Source organism: Streptomyces violens, from assembly GCF_000717745.1.
GTDB classification, from domain to species: domain Bacteria; phylum Actinomycetota; class Actinomycetes; order Streptomycetales; family Streptomycetaceae; genus Streptomyces; species Streptomyces violens.
Window position 1 is genome coordinate 405,357 of record NZ_JOBH01000004.1, and the last position, 18,152, is coordinate 423,508.

General features: G+C 72.0%; 11 protein-coding genes. 7 read left to right on the top strand and 4 right to left on the bottom strand.

Annotation, left to right across the window (positions count from 1 at the left end; genetic code table 11):
* The first annotated feature begins 90 nt into the window (after positions 1-90).
* Positions 91-9,393 carry a non-ribosomal peptide synthetase/type I polyketide synthase gene (locus IF04_RS0110445; protein WP_030253872.1) on the top strand — a complete coding sequence of 3,101 codons (9,303 nt, stop codon included), beginning with the start codon at positions 91-93 and terminating at the stop codon, positions 9,391-9,393.
* On the top strand, positions 9,390-9,866 hold the full coding sequence (locus tag IF04_RS0110450; protein ID WP_030253875.1) for a DUF4188 domain-containing protein: 477 nt from the start codon (positions 9,390-9,392) through the stop codon (positions 9,864-9,866). The genes IF04_RS0110445 and IF04_RS0110450 overlap by 4 nt, the downstream gene beginning before the upstream one ends.
* A 41-nt stretch (positions 9,867-9,907) precedes the next feature.
* Here IF04_RS0110450 and IF04_RS35620 read toward each other — a convergent pair whose 3' ends face one another.
* Genes IF04_RS35620 through IF04_RS0110465 form a run of 3 tightly spaced genes read right to left on the bottom strand, consistent with a single transcriptional unit; the run spans position 9,908 to position 12,043 of the window.
* Entirely contained in the window at positions 9,908-10,588 is a 681-nt protein-coding gene (locus IF04_RS35620; RefSeq protein WP_078600116.1) for a TetR family transcriptional regulator, read from the bottom strand.
* On the bottom strand, positions 10,585-10,779 hold the full coding sequence (locus tag IF04_RS0110460; RefSeq protein ID WP_030253879.1) for a ferredoxin: 195 nt from the start codon (positions 10,777-10,779) through the stop codon (positions 10,585-10,587). The genes IF04_RS35620 and IF04_RS0110460 overlap by 4 nt, the downstream gene beginning before the upstream one ends.
* A gap of 40 nt (positions 10,780-10,819) precedes the next feature.
* Entirely contained in the window at positions 10,820-12,043 is a 1,224-nt protein-coding gene (locus IF04_RS0110465) for a cytochrome P450 (RefSeq protein WP_030253881.1), read from the bottom strand.
* 224 nt (positions 12,044-12,267) lie between these two features.
* On the opposite strand from IF04_RS0110465, the gene IF04_RS0110470 reads away from it, so the two are divergent.
* From IF04_RS0110470 to IF04_RS0110485, 4 genes are read left to right on the top strand one after another with little or no spacing between them, the layout of a single operon-like run.
* Complete coding sequence (locus tag IF04_RS0110470; protein WP_030253883.1) at positions 12,268-13,572, top strand: extracellular solute-binding protein; 1,305 nt, start codon at positions 12,268-12,270, stop codon at positions 13,570-13,572.
* Positions 13,547-14,476 carry a carbohydrate ABC transporter permease gene (locus tag IF04_RS0110475; RefSeq protein WP_051831020.1) on the top strand — a complete coding sequence of 310 codons (930 nt, stop codon included), beginning with the start codon at positions 13,547-13,549 and terminating at the stop codon, positions 14,474-14,476. Before IF04_RS0110470 ends, IF04_RS0110475 begins: the two co-directional genes overlap by 26 nt.
* Positions 14,473-15,321 (top strand): carbohydrate ABC transporter permease, encoded by an 849-nt coding sequence (locus IF04_RS0110480; protein ID WP_030253887.1) that lies wholly within the window; start codon positions 14,473-14,475, stop codon positions 15,319-15,321. Before IF04_RS0110475 ends, IF04_RS0110480 begins: the two co-directional genes overlap by 4 nt.
* Before the next feature lie 22 nt (positions 15,322-15,343).
* Complete coding sequence (locus IF04_RS0110485; RefSeq protein WP_030253890.1) at positions 15,344-16,975, top strand: beta-N-acetylhexosaminidase; 1,632 nt, start codon at positions 15,344-15,346, stop codon at positions 16,973-16,975.
* A gap of 39 nt (positions 16,976-17,014) precedes the next feature.
* On the opposite strand, the gene IF04_RS39650 is transcribed toward IF04_RS0110485, so the two are convergent.
* Complete coding sequence (locus IF04_RS39650) at positions 17,015-17,257, bottom strand: DUF6411 family protein (RefSeq protein WP_078600118.1); 243 nt, start codon at positions 17,255-17,257, stop codon at positions 17,015-17,017.
* A 241-nt stretch (positions 17,258-17,498) separates the two neighbouring features.
* Between IF04_RS39650 and IF04_RS0110490 the strand changes: the two genes are divergently transcribed.
* Positions 17,499-18,119 carry an L-threonylcarbamoyladenylate synthase gene (locus tag IF04_RS0110490; protein WP_030253892.1) on the top strand — a complete coding sequence of 207 codons (621 nt, stop codon included), beginning with the start codon at positions 17,499-17,501 and terminating at the stop codon, positions 18,117-18,119.
* Positions 18,120-18,152 lie beyond the last annotated feature (33 nt).

The following is an 18,152-nucleotide window of genomic DNA, read 5'->3' on the forward strand; positions in this document are numbered from 1 at the left end:
GCCCGCCGGGCCGACAGTCCGACAAGCTGACCTGACGTGTCGTCAGGCAGAGCGCCGGAATGTGCCGCACATGGCCCTTATCGTGCACTTATGAGTCAAGTGCCTGATTCCGCTGCTCGTGACCGGATCGCCATCATCGGCATCGGCTGCCGCCTGCCCGGCCACGCCAACGACCACCGGGCGTTCTGGCGGAACCTGGCCGAGGGCCGGGACTGCATCGTCCCGACCCCGGCCGACCGGTACGACGTCACCACCCTCGGCAGCCGGGACCGGAACAAGCCCGGACGGCTGGTCGGCGGCCGCGGCGGATACATCGACGGCTTCGACGCATTCGACCCGGAGTTCTTCGGCATCAGCCCGCGCGAGGCCGCCCACCTCGACCCACAGCAGCGCAAGCTCCTGGAGGTCTCCTGGGAGGCCCTGGAGGACGGCGGGCAGCGCCCGGCCGGGCTGGCGGGCGGCGACATCGGCGTGTTCATCGGCGCCTTCACGATGGACTACAACATCCTGCACTTCGCCGACCTGGACTTTCTGGCAGCACACACCGCGACCGGCACCATGATGACGATGGTGTCGAACCGCATCTCGCACGCCTTCGACTTCCGCGGCCCCAGCGTCTCCCTCGACACCGCCTGCAGCTCCTCCCTCGTCGCCCTGCACCTCGCCCGGCAGAGCCTGCTGCGCGGCGAGACCGACCTCGCGCTGGCCGGTGGCACGCTGCTGCACAGCGCGCCGCAGTTCACCATCGCCGAGACCAAGGGCGGCTTCCTCTCCGTCGACGGCCGCTCGCGCGCCTTCGACGCGGCGGCCGACGGCTATGTACGCGCCGAGGGCGTCGCCGTCGTGGCACTGAAACGGCTGGCCGACGCGGTGCGCGACGGCGACCCGGTGCACGCCGTGGTGCTCGGCAGCGGGGTGAACCAGGACGGGCGGACCAACGGCATCACCGTGCCGCGCGAGGACGCCCAGGTGCGTCTCGTACGGAAGGTGTGCGCCGAGGCGGGTGTCGCGCCCGGCAGCCTGCAGTACGTCGAGGCGCACGGCACCTCCACCCCGGTCGGCGACCCGATCGAGGCCCGGGCGCTCGGCCGCGTCCTGTCCGCCGGACGCCCGCCCGGCGCCCCGTGCTACGTGGGCTCGGTCAAGACCAACATCGGGCACACCGAGGCCGCCGCCGGCATCGCGGGACTCATCAAGACGGTGCTCGCCCTGAAGCACGGGAAGATCCCGCCGCATCTGAATCTGGAGCGGCTCAACCCCGCCCTCGACGCGGTCGCGCTGCCCTTCGAGATCCCGGACCGGCTGGTCGACTGGCCCGCGCATGACGGGCCCGCCCGGGCCGGCGTCAATTCCTTCGGCTTCGGTGGCACCAACGCCCATGTACTGCTGGAAGAGGCGCCCGCGGCCGCTTCCCGCCCCGACCCGCCGCAGCGCGGCCGCACGATCCTGCCGCTGAGCGCCCGCCACCCCGAAGGGCTGCGCACACTCGCCGCCGGCCTCCGCGCCGAGCTCTCCGGCACGCACGGCATCCCGCCCGCCCTCGCCGACCTCGGCCACACCCTCGCCCACCGCCGCGAACACCACGCGCACCGGCTCGCGGTGGTGTACTCCCCGGCCGAGCCCGACTCGCTGGACGAGGCACTGGCCGCGTACGAGCGGGGCGAGCAGCACCCGCGCGTCGTCACGGGCCACTGCCGAGAGCGCCAACACCGGGGTGCGGCCTGGGTGTTCACCGGCATGGGACCGCAGTGGTGGGGGATGGGACGCCGGCTGCTGGCGGCCGAACCGGTGTACCGCGCGGCCGTCGAGGCGTGCGACCGCGAGATCCGGGCCCAGGCCGGCTGGTCCCTGCTGGACGAACTCGCCAAGGACGAAACCGAGTCGAGGATGGGCGAGACCTGGCTCGCGCAGCCCGCGAACTTCGCGCTGCAGACCGGCCTCGCCGCACTCTGGCGCAGCCACGGGATCCGGCCCGACGCCGTCGTCGGCCACAGCACCGGTGAGGTCGCCGCGTGCTACGAAGCCGGGGTGCACACTCTCTCCGAGGCCGTCACGGTGATCCTGCACCGCAGTCGTCTCCAGCACCGGCTGGCCGGCACCGGCACGATGCTGGCCGTCGGGCTGACCGAGGCCGAGGCGGCGCGCCGCGTCCGCGCGCTGCGCGACCAGGTGTCGGTCGCGGCGGTCAACAGCCCCCACGGCGTCACCCTGTCCGGGGACGCGGACGCGCTCCGCGCCCTCGCCTCCGACCTGGAAGGGGAGGGGGTCTTCGCGCGCTTCCTGGCGGTCGACATCCCGTACCACAGCGTGCGCATGGACCCGATCAGGGAGGAGCTGCTGGCGGCGCTGGCGGATCTGAAGCCACGCCCGCCGGAGGTGCCGCTGTACTTGACCGCCCGTCAGGACGTCACGCCCGGCGACGAGCCGGACGCCGCGTACTGGTGGGACAACGTCCGCGAGCCGGTCCGCTTCCGAGCGGCCGTCGACCGGCTGGCCGAGGACGGCCACCGCCTCTTCCTGGAGCTCGGACCGCACCCGGTGCTCGGCCACTCGATCGCCGAGTGCCTGGAGGCCTCGGGCACCGAAGGCCGGACGCTGGCCTCGATGCACCGTCAGGAGGACGAGGTCGAACGGTTCCATCGCTCACTCGCCGAACTGCACACGCTGGGCGTCGAGTTGGACTGGAACGGCCTCCAGCCGGGCGGCCGGGTGGTCCCGCTGCCCCGCTATCCCTGGCGCCAGGAACGGTACTGGGCCGAGCCTGAGGGCATCGCGCAGCTCCGGCTCGGCCGCCTCGACCACCCGCTGCTGGGCCGCCGCACCGCACACACCCGGCCCACCTGGGAGGCCCGGCTCGACACCGAACAACTGCCGTACCTGGCGGACCACCGCATCCAGGGCAACGTGGTCTTCCCCGCCGCGGGCTACCTGGAGATGGCGGCACAGGCGGTACGGGCGCTGACCGGCGGCGGCCCGGCGGTGCTGGCCGACGTCCGGCTGGCCAAGGCGCTCTTCCTCGACGACACGCAGCCGACGGCGGTCCAGTTCTCCTTCGACCCGGACGGCGCGGACTTCACCGTCGCGACGGGCACGGCCGACGACCCCGCCGTGCACGCCACCGGCGTCATCCGCACAGGTCAGCGACGCGCGCCCGGCCCCGCGCTCGACCCGGACGCGGTCCGCTCCCGTACCCGCCGCCGGCTCTCCGGCCCCGAGGCGTATGCGGCGCTGGTCGGGCAGGGATACGAGTACGGCCCGGCGTTCCAGGGCATCGAGGAGGTCTGGACCGGGCCCGGCGAGGCGCTGGCCCGCATCCGTCCGCCGGCCGGCCTCACCGGCGACGCGGCGGACAGCCACTGCCACCCGGCCCTGCTCGACGCCGCCTTCCAGGCCCTGCTGACGACCCTGCTGCCGGAGGACGGCCGCGCGTCCGGCGGCATCCGGCTGCCGCTCGCGATCGCCGAGGTACGCCTCGACCCGGTCGGCGACCGGCCGTTCTGGGTGCACGCCACCCTCACCGGCCAGGACGCCGACGAGATCACCGGCGACCTCGCGCTGTACGCCGAGGACGGGGCACCACTGGGCCGGATCACCGGCTTCCGCGCGGCGGACGTCGAACGCGCCTCGGCCTCGGTCGGCCTGAGCACGATCGACAACTGGCTGGCAGAGGTCGTCTGGACCGACGCCGACAGCCTGCCGGAGGACGTGGATTGCCCCGGTGACCTGCTGATCCTCGCCGACGAGGGCTTGCTCGCCGAGCGGCTGGCCGGACTCGCGCGGGCCGGTGGCGGACGCTGCCACCTGGTACGGCCCGGTACGCACTACACCCACGGCCCGGCGGAAACCACGGTCCGGCCCGACTCGACCGAAGACCTGACCCGCCTCTTCGCCGACCTCGACGCCCCCTTCGACGCCGTCGTCCACCTGTGGAACCTGGACCTGCCGCCGCTGGACGGGGTCACCCGTACGCAACTGACCCGGTGCACAGGACTCGGGACGTACTCGCTGGTCCGCCTCGCGCAGCTGCTGCCGGACGCGCAGCCCGGCGCCCGGCTGCACATCGTCACCCGCGGCACCCAGGCTGTGGCCGCCGGCGATCCCGTCGAACCGCTGGGCGCCGCCGCCTGGGGGCTCGGCCGGGTGCTGTGGCAGCAGGAACTCACCGCGCAGCGCGGCAAGTTGATCGACCTGCCGGCCGAGCCCGCCGAGGGGGAGGCCGAGGCGCTCTGGCGCGAGCTCGCCGCCACCGGCGACGAGGAGATCGCGCTGCGCGGCGGCCGGCGCCGCACCAGCCGGCTCCGCCCGCCGACCGGCCTCACCCGTCCGCTGCCGCTGCGGCTCCGGAGCGACGGTGACTACCTCGTGACCGGCGCGTTCGGCGCGCTCGGCCAGGTGCTCTGCCGCACCCTCGTGGAGCGCGGCGCCCGCCGGCTGATCCTGGTGGGCCGCACTCCACTGCCCGACCGCACGGAGTGGCACCGCGTCGACCCCGGCACCCCCGCCGGGCAGCGGATCGCGTTCCTCAAGGAGCTGGAGGCGCTCGGCGCCCAGCCGGTCCCGGCCCCGCTGGACATCACCGACGAGACGGCGCTGACCGACTGGCTGGCGGACCGTCGAAGCCGTCAACTGCCACCCATCCGCGGTGTGTTCCACCTCGCCGGGGAGGTCAGGGACGCGCTCGTCCCGGAGATGGACCGGGAGGCATTCGACGCCGCGTACGCCCCCAAGGTGGCCGGCGGCTGGCTGCTCCACCACCACCTGCGCGACGAACCACTCGACCACTTCGTCCTCTTCGGCTCCATCGCGGCCCTGCTGACCACCGCCGGGCAGACCAACTACGCGGCCGGCAACGCCTTCCTGGACGCGCTCGCCCACCACCGCAGGGCCCGCGGCCTGCCCGCGCTCAGCCTGGCCTGGGGCCCCTGGGACGCCGGCATGATCGAGGAGCGCGGCCTCGCGGAGCACTACCGCACGGCACGCGGCATGAGCCCCCTCTCGCCCGCCGCAGGCATGGCCGTACTGGAGCGCGCCATCGGCCAGGAGCGGGCACAGCTCGCCGTCGCCACCGTGACCGACTGGCGGACCGCCACCGCCTGGTACGCCGCGCCGCCCCCGCTCGTCGCCGACCTGGCAGCGGCCGCCGCCGACACCCCGGCGACCGGCGCGCGCGGCACGTTCCTGGACGCCTTCCGCGCCGCCGAGGGGGAGGAGGCCCGCCGCCACCTGATCACGGAGCGCTTCGGTGAGCTGGTCGCCGCCGTGCTGGGCGTGCCGCGGGACCGCGTCGACCCGGCCGCCGGACTGCTCGCGCTGGGCCTGGACTCCCTGCTGGCGATGGAGCTGCGCGCCCGGACCGGCACCGAGCTGGGCGTCACACTCCCGGTGGTGGCGCTGCTCAGCGGCGAGCCGGTCGACGCGCTGACCACCCGGCTGTACGAAGGGCTGCTGGCGGCCGGTGGGTCCGAGGCCGCGCCCGCGGCCGAGCAGCACAGCGACGAGGAGCAGTACCCCCTCACGCACAACCAGAAGGCGCTGTGGTTCCTCCGGGAACTCGACCCGGAGGCGCACGCCTACAACATCGGCGGCGCGATGGTGGTGCACGGCGAGCTCGACCCGGACCTGGTCCTCACCGCCTTCCGCACCCTGATCGAGCGGCACCCGTGCCTGCGGACCACCTTCGTCGCGGAGGAGGGGCGGCCCGTGCAGCGCGTCTCCCCGGAGGTACGGGCCGACGCGGCCGTGTTCGACGTGCGGGGCGAGGACTGGAACGCCGTACGCGGGCGGCTGGTCGAGGAGTACCGCAGGCCGTACGACCTGACGAGCGACCCGCTGGTCCGGCTCCGCCTCTTCCAGCTGGCCCCCGACCGCTGGGTGCTCCTCAAGGCCGTCCACCACATCGTCTCCGACGCCCACTCCATCTTCGCCTTCATCGAGGAACTGTTCGCGCTCTACGACGCGCTGCGGCACGGCGGACCGGCCGAACTCCCATCGCTGCCGGCCCGCTACCTGGACTTCCTCAACCGGCAGAACAGCCTGCTCGCCGGGCCCGAGGCACAGCACATGCTCGACTACTGGCGGGACCACCTGCCCGCCCGGATCCCCGACCTGGAGCTGCCCACCGACAAGCCCCGCCCCGCGGTGGCCACCCACCACGGCGCCTCCGAGTTCTTCGAGATCGACGCCGCGCTCGGCGCCCGGGTGCACGCACTGTCGCGCCGCCACGACGTCACGCCCTTCATGGTGCTGCTGAGCGCGTACTACCTGCTGCTGCACCGCTACTCGGGCCAGGACGACCTCATCGTCGGCAGCCCCGTCAGCGGCCGCACCCGCCCGGAATTCGACCCGGTCTACGGCTACTTCGTCAACCCGCTGCCGCTCCACGTCAGCCTGGCCGGGGACCCTTCGGTGGCCGAGCTGCTGGCCCGCACCCGCGACACCGTGCTGGGCGGCCTGGACAACCAGGAGTACCCGTTCGTCCTCCTGGTCGAGCAACTGGGGCTGCCGCACGACGCCAGCCGCTCCGCCGTGTTCCAGGCGATGTTCGTCCTGCTCACCCACCAGCTCGGCGAAGAGCTGGCCGGGCACCCGGTGGAGAACGTCCAACTACCCGAGCAGGAAGGGCAGTTCGCCCTGACGCTGGCGGCCTACGAGGAGCCCGCGAGCGGGCGCTTCACCTGCGCGTTCAAGTACAACACCGACCTGTTCCACGCGGCGACGGCCCGCCGGATGGCCGGGCACTACCTGAACCTGCTGGACGAGCTGACCCGCGCCCCCGCCGAGGCGCCGGCGGCCCGGCTGCCCCTGCTCGGCCCCGAGGAGCGCGACCGCATCCTGACTCAGTGGAGCGGGACCGGCCGGACGGCGGACCACGACATGCCCGTACCCGATCTCATCCGGCGGCGCGCCGCCGAGCGGCCGGGCGCTGTCGCCGTCGTGGCCCCCACGGCAGCCGGCGAGACCCGTCGGCTCAGCTACGCCGACCTGGACGCACGGTCCCGCCGGGCGGCCCGCCGGCTGCGCGCGCTGGGTGTGCGCGACGGCGCCGTGGTGGCCGTCCGCATGGCCAAGTCGCCGGAGCTGATCGTCACGCTGCTCGCGGTGCTGCGGGCCGGGGGCTGCTACCTGCCGCTGGATCCGGGCCATCCGGCCGACCGGACGGCCGGGCTGGTCGCGGACGCGGGTGCGGTCCTGCTCGTGGCCGACCGCCCCGCCGAGCCCGGCGGGGCGGGTCCCGAAGTGGTCACTCCGGACGAGCTGGACGCGCCGGTGCCGGAGGACAGCGGCGCCCCGGACAGCGGCACCTCGGAAGGCACCGAGCCGCCGATCTCCCTGGACGCCCCCGCCTACATCCTCCACACCTCCGGCTCGACCGGCCGCCCCAAGGCCGTCCGGGTCAGCCACCGCAACCTCGCCGCCGTGCACGCCGCCTGGCGCGCCGAGTACCGCCTCGACGACGAGGTCGGCGTCCACCTCCAGATGGCCGCCCCGACCTTCGACGTCTTCACCGGCGACCTGGTGCGCGCGCTGTGCTCCGGGGGCACCCTGCTCCTCGCCGACCGCGACCTGCTCTTCGACACCCACCGGCTGTACCGGACCATGGCCGAGGAGCGGGTCGACTGCGCCGAATTCGTCCCGGCCATCGCCCGCGGCCTGATCAGCCACTGCGAAGCGGCGGGGCTGCAACTGGGCTTCCTGCGGCTGCTGATCGTCGGCTCGGACATCTGGCGGGCCGGCGAGCACCGGCGGCTGCGTGCCCTGTGCGGGCCGCGGACCCGCCTGATCAACTCGTACGGGCTGACCGAGGCCACCATCGACAGCGCGTACTTCGAAGGCCCGGTGGACGGCCTCGCACCGGGCACGACGGTCCCCATCGGCCGCCCGCTGCCCAACAGCGAGCTGTACCTCCTCGACCGGTACGGCGAGCCCGTGCCGCCCGGCGTGACCGGCGAGCTCTTCATCGGCGGCGCCGGCGTCGCGACCGGCTACCTCGGCGACCCGGAGGAGACGGCACGGCGGTTTCCGACCCTCGTCCTGGAAGGCACACCGCGCCGGCTCTGCCGCACCGGCGACCTGGCCCGCTGGTCAGCGGACGGCACGATCCATCTGCTGGGCCGCGCGGACCGCCAGGTCAAGGTGCGCGGCCACCGCGTCGAGACCGGCGAGGTCGAGACCCAACTGTCCCGCTGCGCGGACCTGCGCCAGGTCCACGTCACCACCCGCCGGGCCGACGGCGGTGACAACACCTTGTGCGCCTACTACGTACCGGACGACGGGGCGCCGGTGGACCGGGGCGAGCTGCGCCGGCGGCTCGCCGACCACCTCCCCGCTTACCTGATCCCGTCCCACTTCGTGGCGCTGCCCGCGCTGCCGCTGACGGCGAACGGCAAGGTCGACACCGCCGCGCTCCCCGCTCCCGCGTACGAGGCGGAGCACCGGGCCCCCGAGGCGCCGGCCACGCCCTACGAGGCGCGGATGGCCGCGCACTGGCAGGCCCTGCTGGGCGGTGAACTCCTCGGCCCGCACCATGACTTCTTCGAGGCGGGCGGCAACTCGCTCACCCTCATCGAGCTGATCCACCATCTGCGCACCGAGTACGACACCGAGATCCCCGTCGGCCCGCTGTTCAAGGACACCACGCTGCGCGGCATGGCCCGCACCGTCGAGCACGTGGTGGCGGGCGAAGCCGACGACGCACCGCCCTACGTCCGCTTCGGCCCCGACGACCCGGCACCGGACCGCACCGTCTTCTGCTTCCCGCCGGCGGGCGGCCACGGCGCGGCCTACCGCGAACTGGCCGCACAGCTGGGGGACTTCCACGTCGTCGCCTTCGACTACCTCCCTGATGAGGACAAGGCCGCCCGCTACGCCGACCTGATCGCCGCCCTCCGGCCGGACGGGCCGTGTGCCCTCCTCGGCTACTCGCTCGGCGGCAACCTCGCCTTCGAAGTGGCCAAGGAGCTCGAACGGCGGGGGAGGGAGGTCTCCCGGCTGGTTCTGCTGGATTCCTACCGCTTCACCGAGGCCGGGCCGCTGGACGCCGAGCAGCTGGCCCGCTTCGAGGAGGGGCTGCGCGACCGGCTGGGCGAGCGGGCCGGTGCCGGTCCGCTCGCCGAGGAGACCATCGGCCAGGCCCGGGACTATCTCGCCTTCTGCTGCCGCACGCCGAACCTCGGCACGGTCGCCGCACCGATCACGGTGATCGCCGCCGAGCGGAGCGGACTGCCATACGTACTGGGGAAACGGGCCGGCTGGCAGGAGAGTTCCCGTACCGGCGCGGTACGGCTCGACGGCTCCGGCACGCACGACGAGCTGCTCGACCCGGCGCACCTCGGGCACAACGCCCGGCTCGCCCGCGAGGCCCTGGCCGGCGCGGAGTGCGGGGTGCCCGCATGACAGAACCGAGCCGTACGACCGCGGCGGCCACCGGTGACCTGATCGTCTTCGTCCTCGGGATGCGCATCAACCGCCTCCGCTCGCCGCGCGACTGGGTGCCGGTGAGCCGGGCGATGGCGCCGATGATCAGGGAGCTGCTGGCCGACCGGGAGAGCGGCCTGTTGGGCTCCCGGACCCGGCTGGGCCCGCCCCGGGTGATCGAGCTGATCCAGTACTGGGAGTCCCAGGAGAAGCTGCTCGCGTACGCCTCGGACGCGCGGCGGCGGCACCGGCCCGCGTGGGCGGCGTTCAACCGGCGGGCCCGGGAGAGCCGCGGCGCCGTGGGGATCTACCACGAGAACTACATCGTGCCGGCGGGCGCGTACGAGGCGGTCTATGTCGACATACCGCCGTACGGGCTGGCCGCCGCCACCGGAGTCCGCCCGGTCGGCGACCGCGGCGACACGGCGGCCGCCCGGCTGGGCCTGCGGTGAGCCTTGCACACAGGCTCCAACGCAGGCCCCAACATGCGCTCTTACCGCCCGGCCTCGCCGAGCAGCGCGCTGGAGAGCCCGCACAGTGACGTGATGAGGTCCTGCCCCAGCAGGCGCCAGCGCGCCTCCGCCTCCCGCTGCTCGATCCGGCCGTTGGCCAGGTCGTACTCCAGCTCCGCGAAGGCGTGCACGCTGAGCTGCCGCACCATCGCGCTGTACCGCTGGAACAGCCCGGGCGGGAAGTCCTTCCGCCGCACCGCGCCGTGGGTGTTGAGCATGCGGAGCGACGGCGTGTTGAGCTGCTCCTGGATGACGTACTCCCGCAGCGCCGGCTCGACGATCGCCTGGGCGAAGAAGCGCGCGCCCCAGGTCGGCGCGGCCGCTTCGATGTGGTACTCGACGCCCGGCAGGATGAGGCACGCGAAGTGCTCCTCCCGCGTCACCGCCCGGTCCGTGCCGAGGAGCGCCTCCACCATGGCGATGCGGCGCTCCTCGATGACGTCCGTGTAGCTCGACAGGATCGCCTTGATGAGCTCGTCGCGGCCGTTGAAGTGGTACTGCACCGCGGAGTTGTTGCGCTGGCCGGCCGACTCGCTGATCTGCCGGACCGAGACGTTCGCGAAGCCCTTCTCGGCATAGAGCCGCTCCGCGGTGCGCATGAGCTTGGTCCGCGCGACCACGGAGCGGGGGGACGGCGGGGCGGCCGGCGCTGGGGTCCTCATTCCGCGAGTCGGATGGCTCCGGTCGGGCACCCCGCGGCCGCGGCGCGCACCTCTTCGAAGTCCTCCGGCGACGGCGCCTCCTCCAGCAGCATCACGACACCGTCCTCCTCCCGCTGGTCAAAGACCTGCTCGGCCCTGAGCACACACAATCCGCTGCCGCAGCACGCTTCCTGGTCCACGGTGATCTTCATGCTACCTCCTCGTTCCCCGCCGCCCCGGTGCTCCGAGACCTCACCAGGTGACCCACAGTTCCTCCAGGCCGCCGGCCGCGACGCCGTCCCGGGGGCGCAGCTCCTCCGGCTTGTCCCGCAGCCGCAGGCCGGGCAGCCGCCTGGCGAACGTACCCAGTACGACCTGCAGTTCCACCCGGGCCAGCGTCTGGCCGACGCAGAAGTGCGGGCCCGCGCCGAAGGTGACGTGCTGGCTGTTGTTCTCGCGGCGCGGGTCGAACCGGTCGGGCTCGGGGAACTTGCGCCCGTCCCGGTTGGCGGCCGCCATATTGACCAGCAGGTTGCTGCCCGCGCCGACCGGAACCCCGCCGACCTCGGTGTCCTCCGTGATGAACCGGGGAATGCCGACGCCCGCGAGCGGGTCCATCCGCAGCGACTCCTCCACCGTGCCCCTGATCAGCTCCGGATCGGCGACCACCGCCTCGTAGCGCTCCCGCTCGGCCAGCAGCAGCGCCGTCATCTTCATGATCATGTTCGAGGTGGTCTCGTGCCCGGCCAGCAGCAGGCCCCGCGCCGTGGAGACCAGCTCGTCGTGGCTGAGCCGGCCGTCCTCGCTGTCCGAGATCAGGGTCAGCTCGCTGAGCAGATCGTCACCCGGCTGCGCGCGCTTCTGCTCGACCAGGTCCGAGGCGTAGTCCAGGAACTCCTGCTGCGCCGCGTCGACCTCCTCCTGCGTGTACTTGGTCAGCGTCAGCGCCACCTCCGACCAGTACGCGAACTTCTCCTGGTCCTCGCTCGGCGCGCCCAGCAGGGCACAGATGACCTGGACCGGCAGCGGCAGCGCGAGGGCCGTCCGGAGGTCGGCGGGCGACCCGCCGGCCATCATGGCGTCCACCAGCTCGTCGGCCATGCCCTGGATGCGCGGCCGCCACGCCTCCATCTTCTTCACCGTGAAGGCGCGGCTGAGCAGCCGGCGCCAGCGCTGGTGACCGGGGCCCTCCTGGATGTCCGTGGCACCGGGGTTGCGCCGGCTGAACATCCCGCCGTCCTCGGTGTTCGACAGGCGTGCCCCGCCTTCCCGGGCGAGGTTGCGGCTGAAGCGAGGGTCGGCCAGCAGGGTGCGGACCTCGTCGTATCCGGTCAGCAGCCCGACGACGTCACCGCTGGGCATCCGCACGTGTGCCACCGGGCACTTCGCGCGGTTCTCGGCCCACTCCTGCGGCGGCTCCAGCACGTGCGGCTGGGCGAACGGGTAGTCGGGGATCGGTGTGGCCTCGTCGGTCATGGGGGGCTCCTCCGGGCGTCGGCGTCCCGGCCACCGTAAGACGCGCGTCTTACTAAGACAATTGCCTTAAGTTCGATTGGCCGATACTGAACGCCAGTTGAGTGGTACAGACCACTTGTCGACGTTCTTCGGCGCCCATATGATCCCGCCAGTTGTGCAGAGCGGAACGTCCATTGCGCATGTTGCAACACATGTGTTGCCACGCTCGATCTGTAGGGGTGCCGATGACCGCGTATGCCCGAATAGCCGCGCCACTGGCGGGACTTGTCCTCGCCGGCCTCGCCGTCACCGGCTGCGCTCCGCAGACCTCGGCGAGCGGCGGGACCAAGGACGAGAGGAGCGGGACGCTGCGCGTGTGGCTGTTCCGGGAGGTCGGCAACAAGCCCAAGGAGAAGGTCGTCGACGCGGCCGTCGCCGCATTCGAAAAGCAGCACAAGGGCACCGACGTACAGGTCGAGTACATCCCGGTCGACACCCGCGCCCAGCGCATCAAGGCCGCCTTCAACGACCCCGCGAGCGCGCCGGACCTCATCGAGTACGGCAACACCGACACCGCCGGCTACGTCAAGGACGGCGGCCTCGCCGACGTCACCGCGGAGTACACCGCCTGGGACGAGGCGAAGGACACCGACCCCACCGCCAAACAGTCCGTGACCGTCGGCGGCAAGGTGTACGGCGCGCCGCTCTTCGTCGGCGTCCGCGCGCTGTACTACCGCACCGACATCCTCAAGGACCTGGGCATCGCCCCGCCTCAGTCCCAGGCCGAGTTGATCTCCGCGGCGAAGAAGATCCACAAGGCCCGGCCCGGCCTCTACGGCCTCGCGGTCGGCGGCGCGTACACCTACGGCGCCCTGCCCTTCCTCTGGGCCCACGGCGGCGAACTCGCCGTGCAGCGCGGCGACACCTACCGGGCCGCAGTCAATACCCCGAAGGCCCGCAGGGGCATCGAGGCGTACGCCTCCCTCTTCGGCGACGCCAACTGTCCGGCCGACAAGTGCGCCTCCATGGGCGGCAACGCCACCGTCACCGCCTTCACCTCCGGCAAGGCGGCCATGGCGATCGGCGGCGACTTCAGCCACGCCGCCGTCGAGGCGAGCAAGGTGAAGGGCAAGTACGCGGTCGTCCCGCTGCCCGGCGTGAAAAAGGGATCGATCGCCCCGGCCTTCGCGGGCGGCAACAACATCGGCGTCCTGAAGAGCACCTCGCACCGCACTCTCGCGGTCGACCTCATGAAGTCGCTGACCGGCAAACAATCGCAGCGGGGACTCTTCGACGCGATGGGCTTCCTCCCGACCTACACCGACGTGCTGGACGAGGCCGCGAAGAAGCAACCGTACGTCGCGCCGTTCGTCAAGACCCTGGACGCCGGCGCCAAGTTCGTCCCCGCCTCGCCGGCCTGGGGCCAGATCGACGCCTCGCTGATCCTCCCCACCATGTACCAGGAGATCGTCAGCGGCCGGAAGAGCGTGGACCGGGCGTCCGACGACGCGGCAAAGAAGATGGATGCCGCGTTCTCCGCCGCCCGGTGAGGGCCGCCCCTTGACCTCGACCGCCCTGCGCCGCTCCCGCTGGACGCCCTGGCTCTATCTGCTGCCCGCGCTCGTCCTGCTCGCCGGACTGCTCGTCTACCCGATCTACCAACTCGGTCTGATCTCCTTCCTGGAGTACACCCAGGCCCAGGTCAGCGGCGGGCAGCCGACCTCCTTCCAGGGGTTCGGCAACTACGCGGCGCTGTTCGGCGACGGTGAGTTCTGGCGGGTGCTCCTCGCCACGGTCCTCTTCGCCGCCGCCTGCGTGCTCACCACCCTCCTGGTCGGCTGCGCGCTCGCCGTCCTGCTGACCCGCATCCGGGCGGTGCCCCGGCTCGTCCTGATGATGGCCGCGCTCGGCGCCTGGGCCACCCCCGCCATCACCGGCTCCACCGTCTGGGTCTTTCTCTTCGACCCCGACTTCGGGCCCGTCAACAGGGTGCTCGGGCTCGGCGACTTCTCCTGGACGTACGGCCAGTACAGCGCGTTCGCCCTGGTCCTCCTCGAAGTCGTCTGGTGCTCGTTCCCGTTCGTGATGGTGACCGTGTACGCGGGCATCCGCGCCGTCCCCGCCGAAGTACTGGAGGCGGCCGCGCTCGACGGCGCCTCGCAGTTGCGCACCTGGCGCTCGGTCCTGGCCCCGATCCTCCGGCCGATCCTCGTCGTCGTCACCATCCAGTCGGTGATCTGGGACTTCAAGGTCTTCACCCAGATCTATGTGATGACGGGCGGCGGCGGCATCGCCGGGCAGAACCTCGTGCTCAATGTGTACGCGTACCAGAAGGCGTTCGCCTCCTCGCAGTACAGCCTCGGCTCGGCCATCGGCGTCGTCATGCTGCTGATCCTGCTGGCCGTCACACTGGCGTACCTGCGCATCGTGCGGCGTCAGGGGGAGGAACTGTGAGCCTGCTGTCTTTGCGGGAAATCCGGCGGCCGGGGCGGCTGGCCGCCGAGATCCTCGCAGTGGCCATCGCCGTCCTCGTCGCCTTCCCGCTGTACTGGATGGTCCTCTCCGCCCTCAAACCCGCGGCCGAGATCCAGTCCACCGACCCCCGCCCCTGGACCCTCGCCCCGACCCTGGACGCCTTCCGCCGCGTCTTCGAGCAGCAGGACTTCGGCCGGTACTTCCTCAACAGTCTGATCGTGGCGGGCACCGTCGTCATAGCCTCCGCACTGATCGCCTTCCTGGCCGCCACCGCGGTCACCCGCTTCCGTTTCAGGTTCCGCACCACCCTGCTGATCATGTTCCTGGTCGCGCAGATGGTGCCGGTCGAGGCGCTCACCATCCCGCTGTTCTTCCTCATGCGGGACGCCGGTCAGCTCAACACGCTCGGCTCGCTGATCCTGCCGCACCTCGCCTTCTCGCTGCCGTTCGCCATCTGGATGCTGCGCGGCTTCGTCAAGGCGGTACCGGAGGCGCTGGAGGAGCAGGCCGCGATCGACGGCGCGAGCCGCACCCGCTTCCTGTGGCAGATCCTCTTTCCGCTGGTCTTTCCCGGCCTGGCCGCGACCAGCGTCTTCTCCTTCATCTCCACCTGGAACGACTTCCTGTTCGCCAAGTCCTTCCTCATCAGCGACACCTCGCAGTCCACCCTGCCCATGGCGCTGCTGGTCTTCTTCAAGCCCGACGAGAACGACTGGGGAGGGATCATGGCCGCCTCTACGGTGATGACCGTCCCCGTCCTGGTCTTCTTCGTACTCGTACAGCGCCGCCTGGTCTCCGGACTCGGCGGCGCGGTCAAGGACTGATGTCATGTCAAGGACTGATGCCATGAACGCCCAACTGCTCCCCGTCCCCCGGCACTTGGATGTCGGCGACGGTGTCGGATGCGCCCTGGACGCGGCCACCACGCTCGCGGCCGGCCCCGGCACCGAAACCACCGAGCGGTGGCTGCGCGGCACGCTGGGCGCCGCGCTGGGACTGGCGCTCCCGCCGGGCCCGGCCGACGCGCCCGGCACGATCACACTCACCACCGCCCCCGAACTGCCGCCCGAGGGCTACCGGCTCGACACCACCGGAGACGCCGTACGAATCACCGGCGGCGGCCCGGCCGGCGTCTTCTGGGGCGCCCAGACCCTGCGCCAGCTCCTCGGCGCCGACGCCTTCCGCCATGCACCCATCACCCCCGAGCGGACCTGGCGCCTGCCCGCCGTACGCATCGAGGACGGCCCCCGCTTCTCCTGGCGCGGCATGATGCTCGACGTCGCCCGGCACTTCCTCCCCAAGGACGATGTGCTGCGCTACCTCGACCTGCTCGCCGCGCACAAGCTGAACGTCTTCCACTTCCACCTCACCGACGACCAGGGCTGGCGCATCGAAATCAAGCGCCACCCGCGCCTCACCGAAGTCGGCTCCTGGCGGCCACGCACCAAGTACGGCCACCGCGCGTCGGAGCTGTGGGACGAGACGCCGTACGGCGGGTACTACACCCAGGACGACATCCGGGAGATCGTCGCGTACGCCGCCGAGCGGCACATCCGCGTCGTCCCCGAGATCGACATTCCCGGCCATTCCCAGGCCGCGATCGCCGCCTATCCCTGGCTCGGCAACGCCGACGTCGTCGACACCGCCGCGCTGGAGGTGTGGGACACCTGGGGCGTCAGCCCGAACATCCTCGCGCCCACGGACGCGACCCTCCGCTTCTACGAGGACGTCCTGACCGAGGTACTGGAGCTCTTCCCGCCGCACGTCTCGCCGTTCGTGCACATCGGCGGCGACGAGTGCCCCAAGGACCAGTGGCATCGGTCGCCGGCCGCCCAGGCCCGGATCGCCGAACTCGGGCTGGCCGACGAGGACGGACTCCAGTCCTGGTTCATCCGCCACTTCGACCGCTGGCTGACCGCGCGCGGCCGCCGCCTCATCGGCTGGGACGAGATCCTGGAGGGCGGCCTCGCCGAGGGCGCCGCGGTCTCCTCCTGGCGCGGCTACGCGGGCGGCATCGCCGCCGCCGAGGCCGGGCACGACGTCGTGATGTGCCCGGAGCAGCAGGTGTACCTGGACCACCGCCAGCACGGCGGCCCCGACGAACCGATGCCCATCGGCTACGTACGCACCCTGGAGGACGTCTACCGGTTCGAACCTGTACCGCCCGGCCTTTCCCCGGAAGCCGCCCGGCACATCCTCGGCACTCAGGCCAATGTCTGGACCGAGGTGATGCAGAACCGCTCCCGCGTCGACTACCAGGTCTTTCCCCGGCTCGCCGCGTTCGCCGAGGTCGCCTGGTCCCCGCTGCCGGTACCGGCGGAACGGGACTACCCGGCCTTCGAGGCGCGGATGGCCGACCACTACGCCCGCCTTGATGCCCTGGGCGTCGACTACCGCCCGCCCGGCGGCCCGCTGCCCCGGCAGCGCCGCCCCGGCGTCCTCGGCCGCCCGATCGAGGGCGCACCGCCACAGGTGTGACACCCGGCGTCGCTGTACGACCTGACGTACCGGCACACCTCAGAAGGGCATGCGGGAACGGCCCTTACGGCCGGCGCGACCGCTCTTTCCCACCGCCCGGTTGCTGCTGCGGAACGGCGCGCTCAGCAGTCGCCCCACAACGCCAGGAGCCTTGCCTGCCCCACGCGCGCCCGCACCGAGCGACTTCTGCGTGCCCCGCTCCGGGCGCCGGGACAACCTCGGTACGAGGAACCCCAGAACCAGCATGAGCACACACACGACAGCGATGACCGCTACCACCATGACGCTCTCCTCTCCGCTGTGGGCTGCCCCACCCCTCCCGAGTACCCCCGAGAACGGACCTCACGGCCACTACTGCGCCGGCGGCCGGTTTCTCCCCGTGGAACGGTCGTGACTGCGCCACGCCGGCAGCGTCACCGAGGTCATCGCCTCCCACGACGGCTCACACCTCCACTGACCGCCTCCGCCTGATCCACCGGCCCCGTTTTCGCTGATCCGGTCGAACATCGCCTACGCTCGACGGATGGCGAAGTACTTCGACGTGCACCCCGAAAACCCGCAGCCGCGCACCATCCGCAGTGTGGCCGACAGCATCCGCTCGGGCGGGCTCGTCGCCTATCCGACGGACTCCTGTTTCGCCCTCGGCTGTCAGCTCGGCAGCCGGGACGGCATCGACCGGATCAAGTCCATCCGGAACCTCGATGACCGCCACCACTTCACCCTGGTGTGCCAGAACTTCGCGCAGCTCGGCCAGTTCGTACAGATCGACAACGATGTGTTCCGGGCCATCAAGGCCGCGACGCCCGGCAGTTACACCTTCATCCTCCCGGCGACGAAGGAAGTGCCGCGCAAGCTGCTGCACGCGAAGAAGAAGACGGTCGGGGTCCGCATCCCCGACCACGCCGTCGCGCAGGCACTGCTCGCCGAACTGGGCGAGCCGCTGCTGTCCAGCACCCTCCTCCTGCCCGACGAGGAGGAACCGCTGACGCAGGGCTGGGAGATCAAGGAACGGCTCGACCACGTGGTGGACGCGGTGGTCGACTCGGGCGACTGCGGCACCGAGCCGACCACGGTCATCGACTTCTCCGGCGGCGAAACCGAGATCGTGCGCCGGGGAGCGGGCGACTGGACGCGGTTCGAATAAGCGCTGCTGTTACTGGGCGCTGCCGTTACTGAG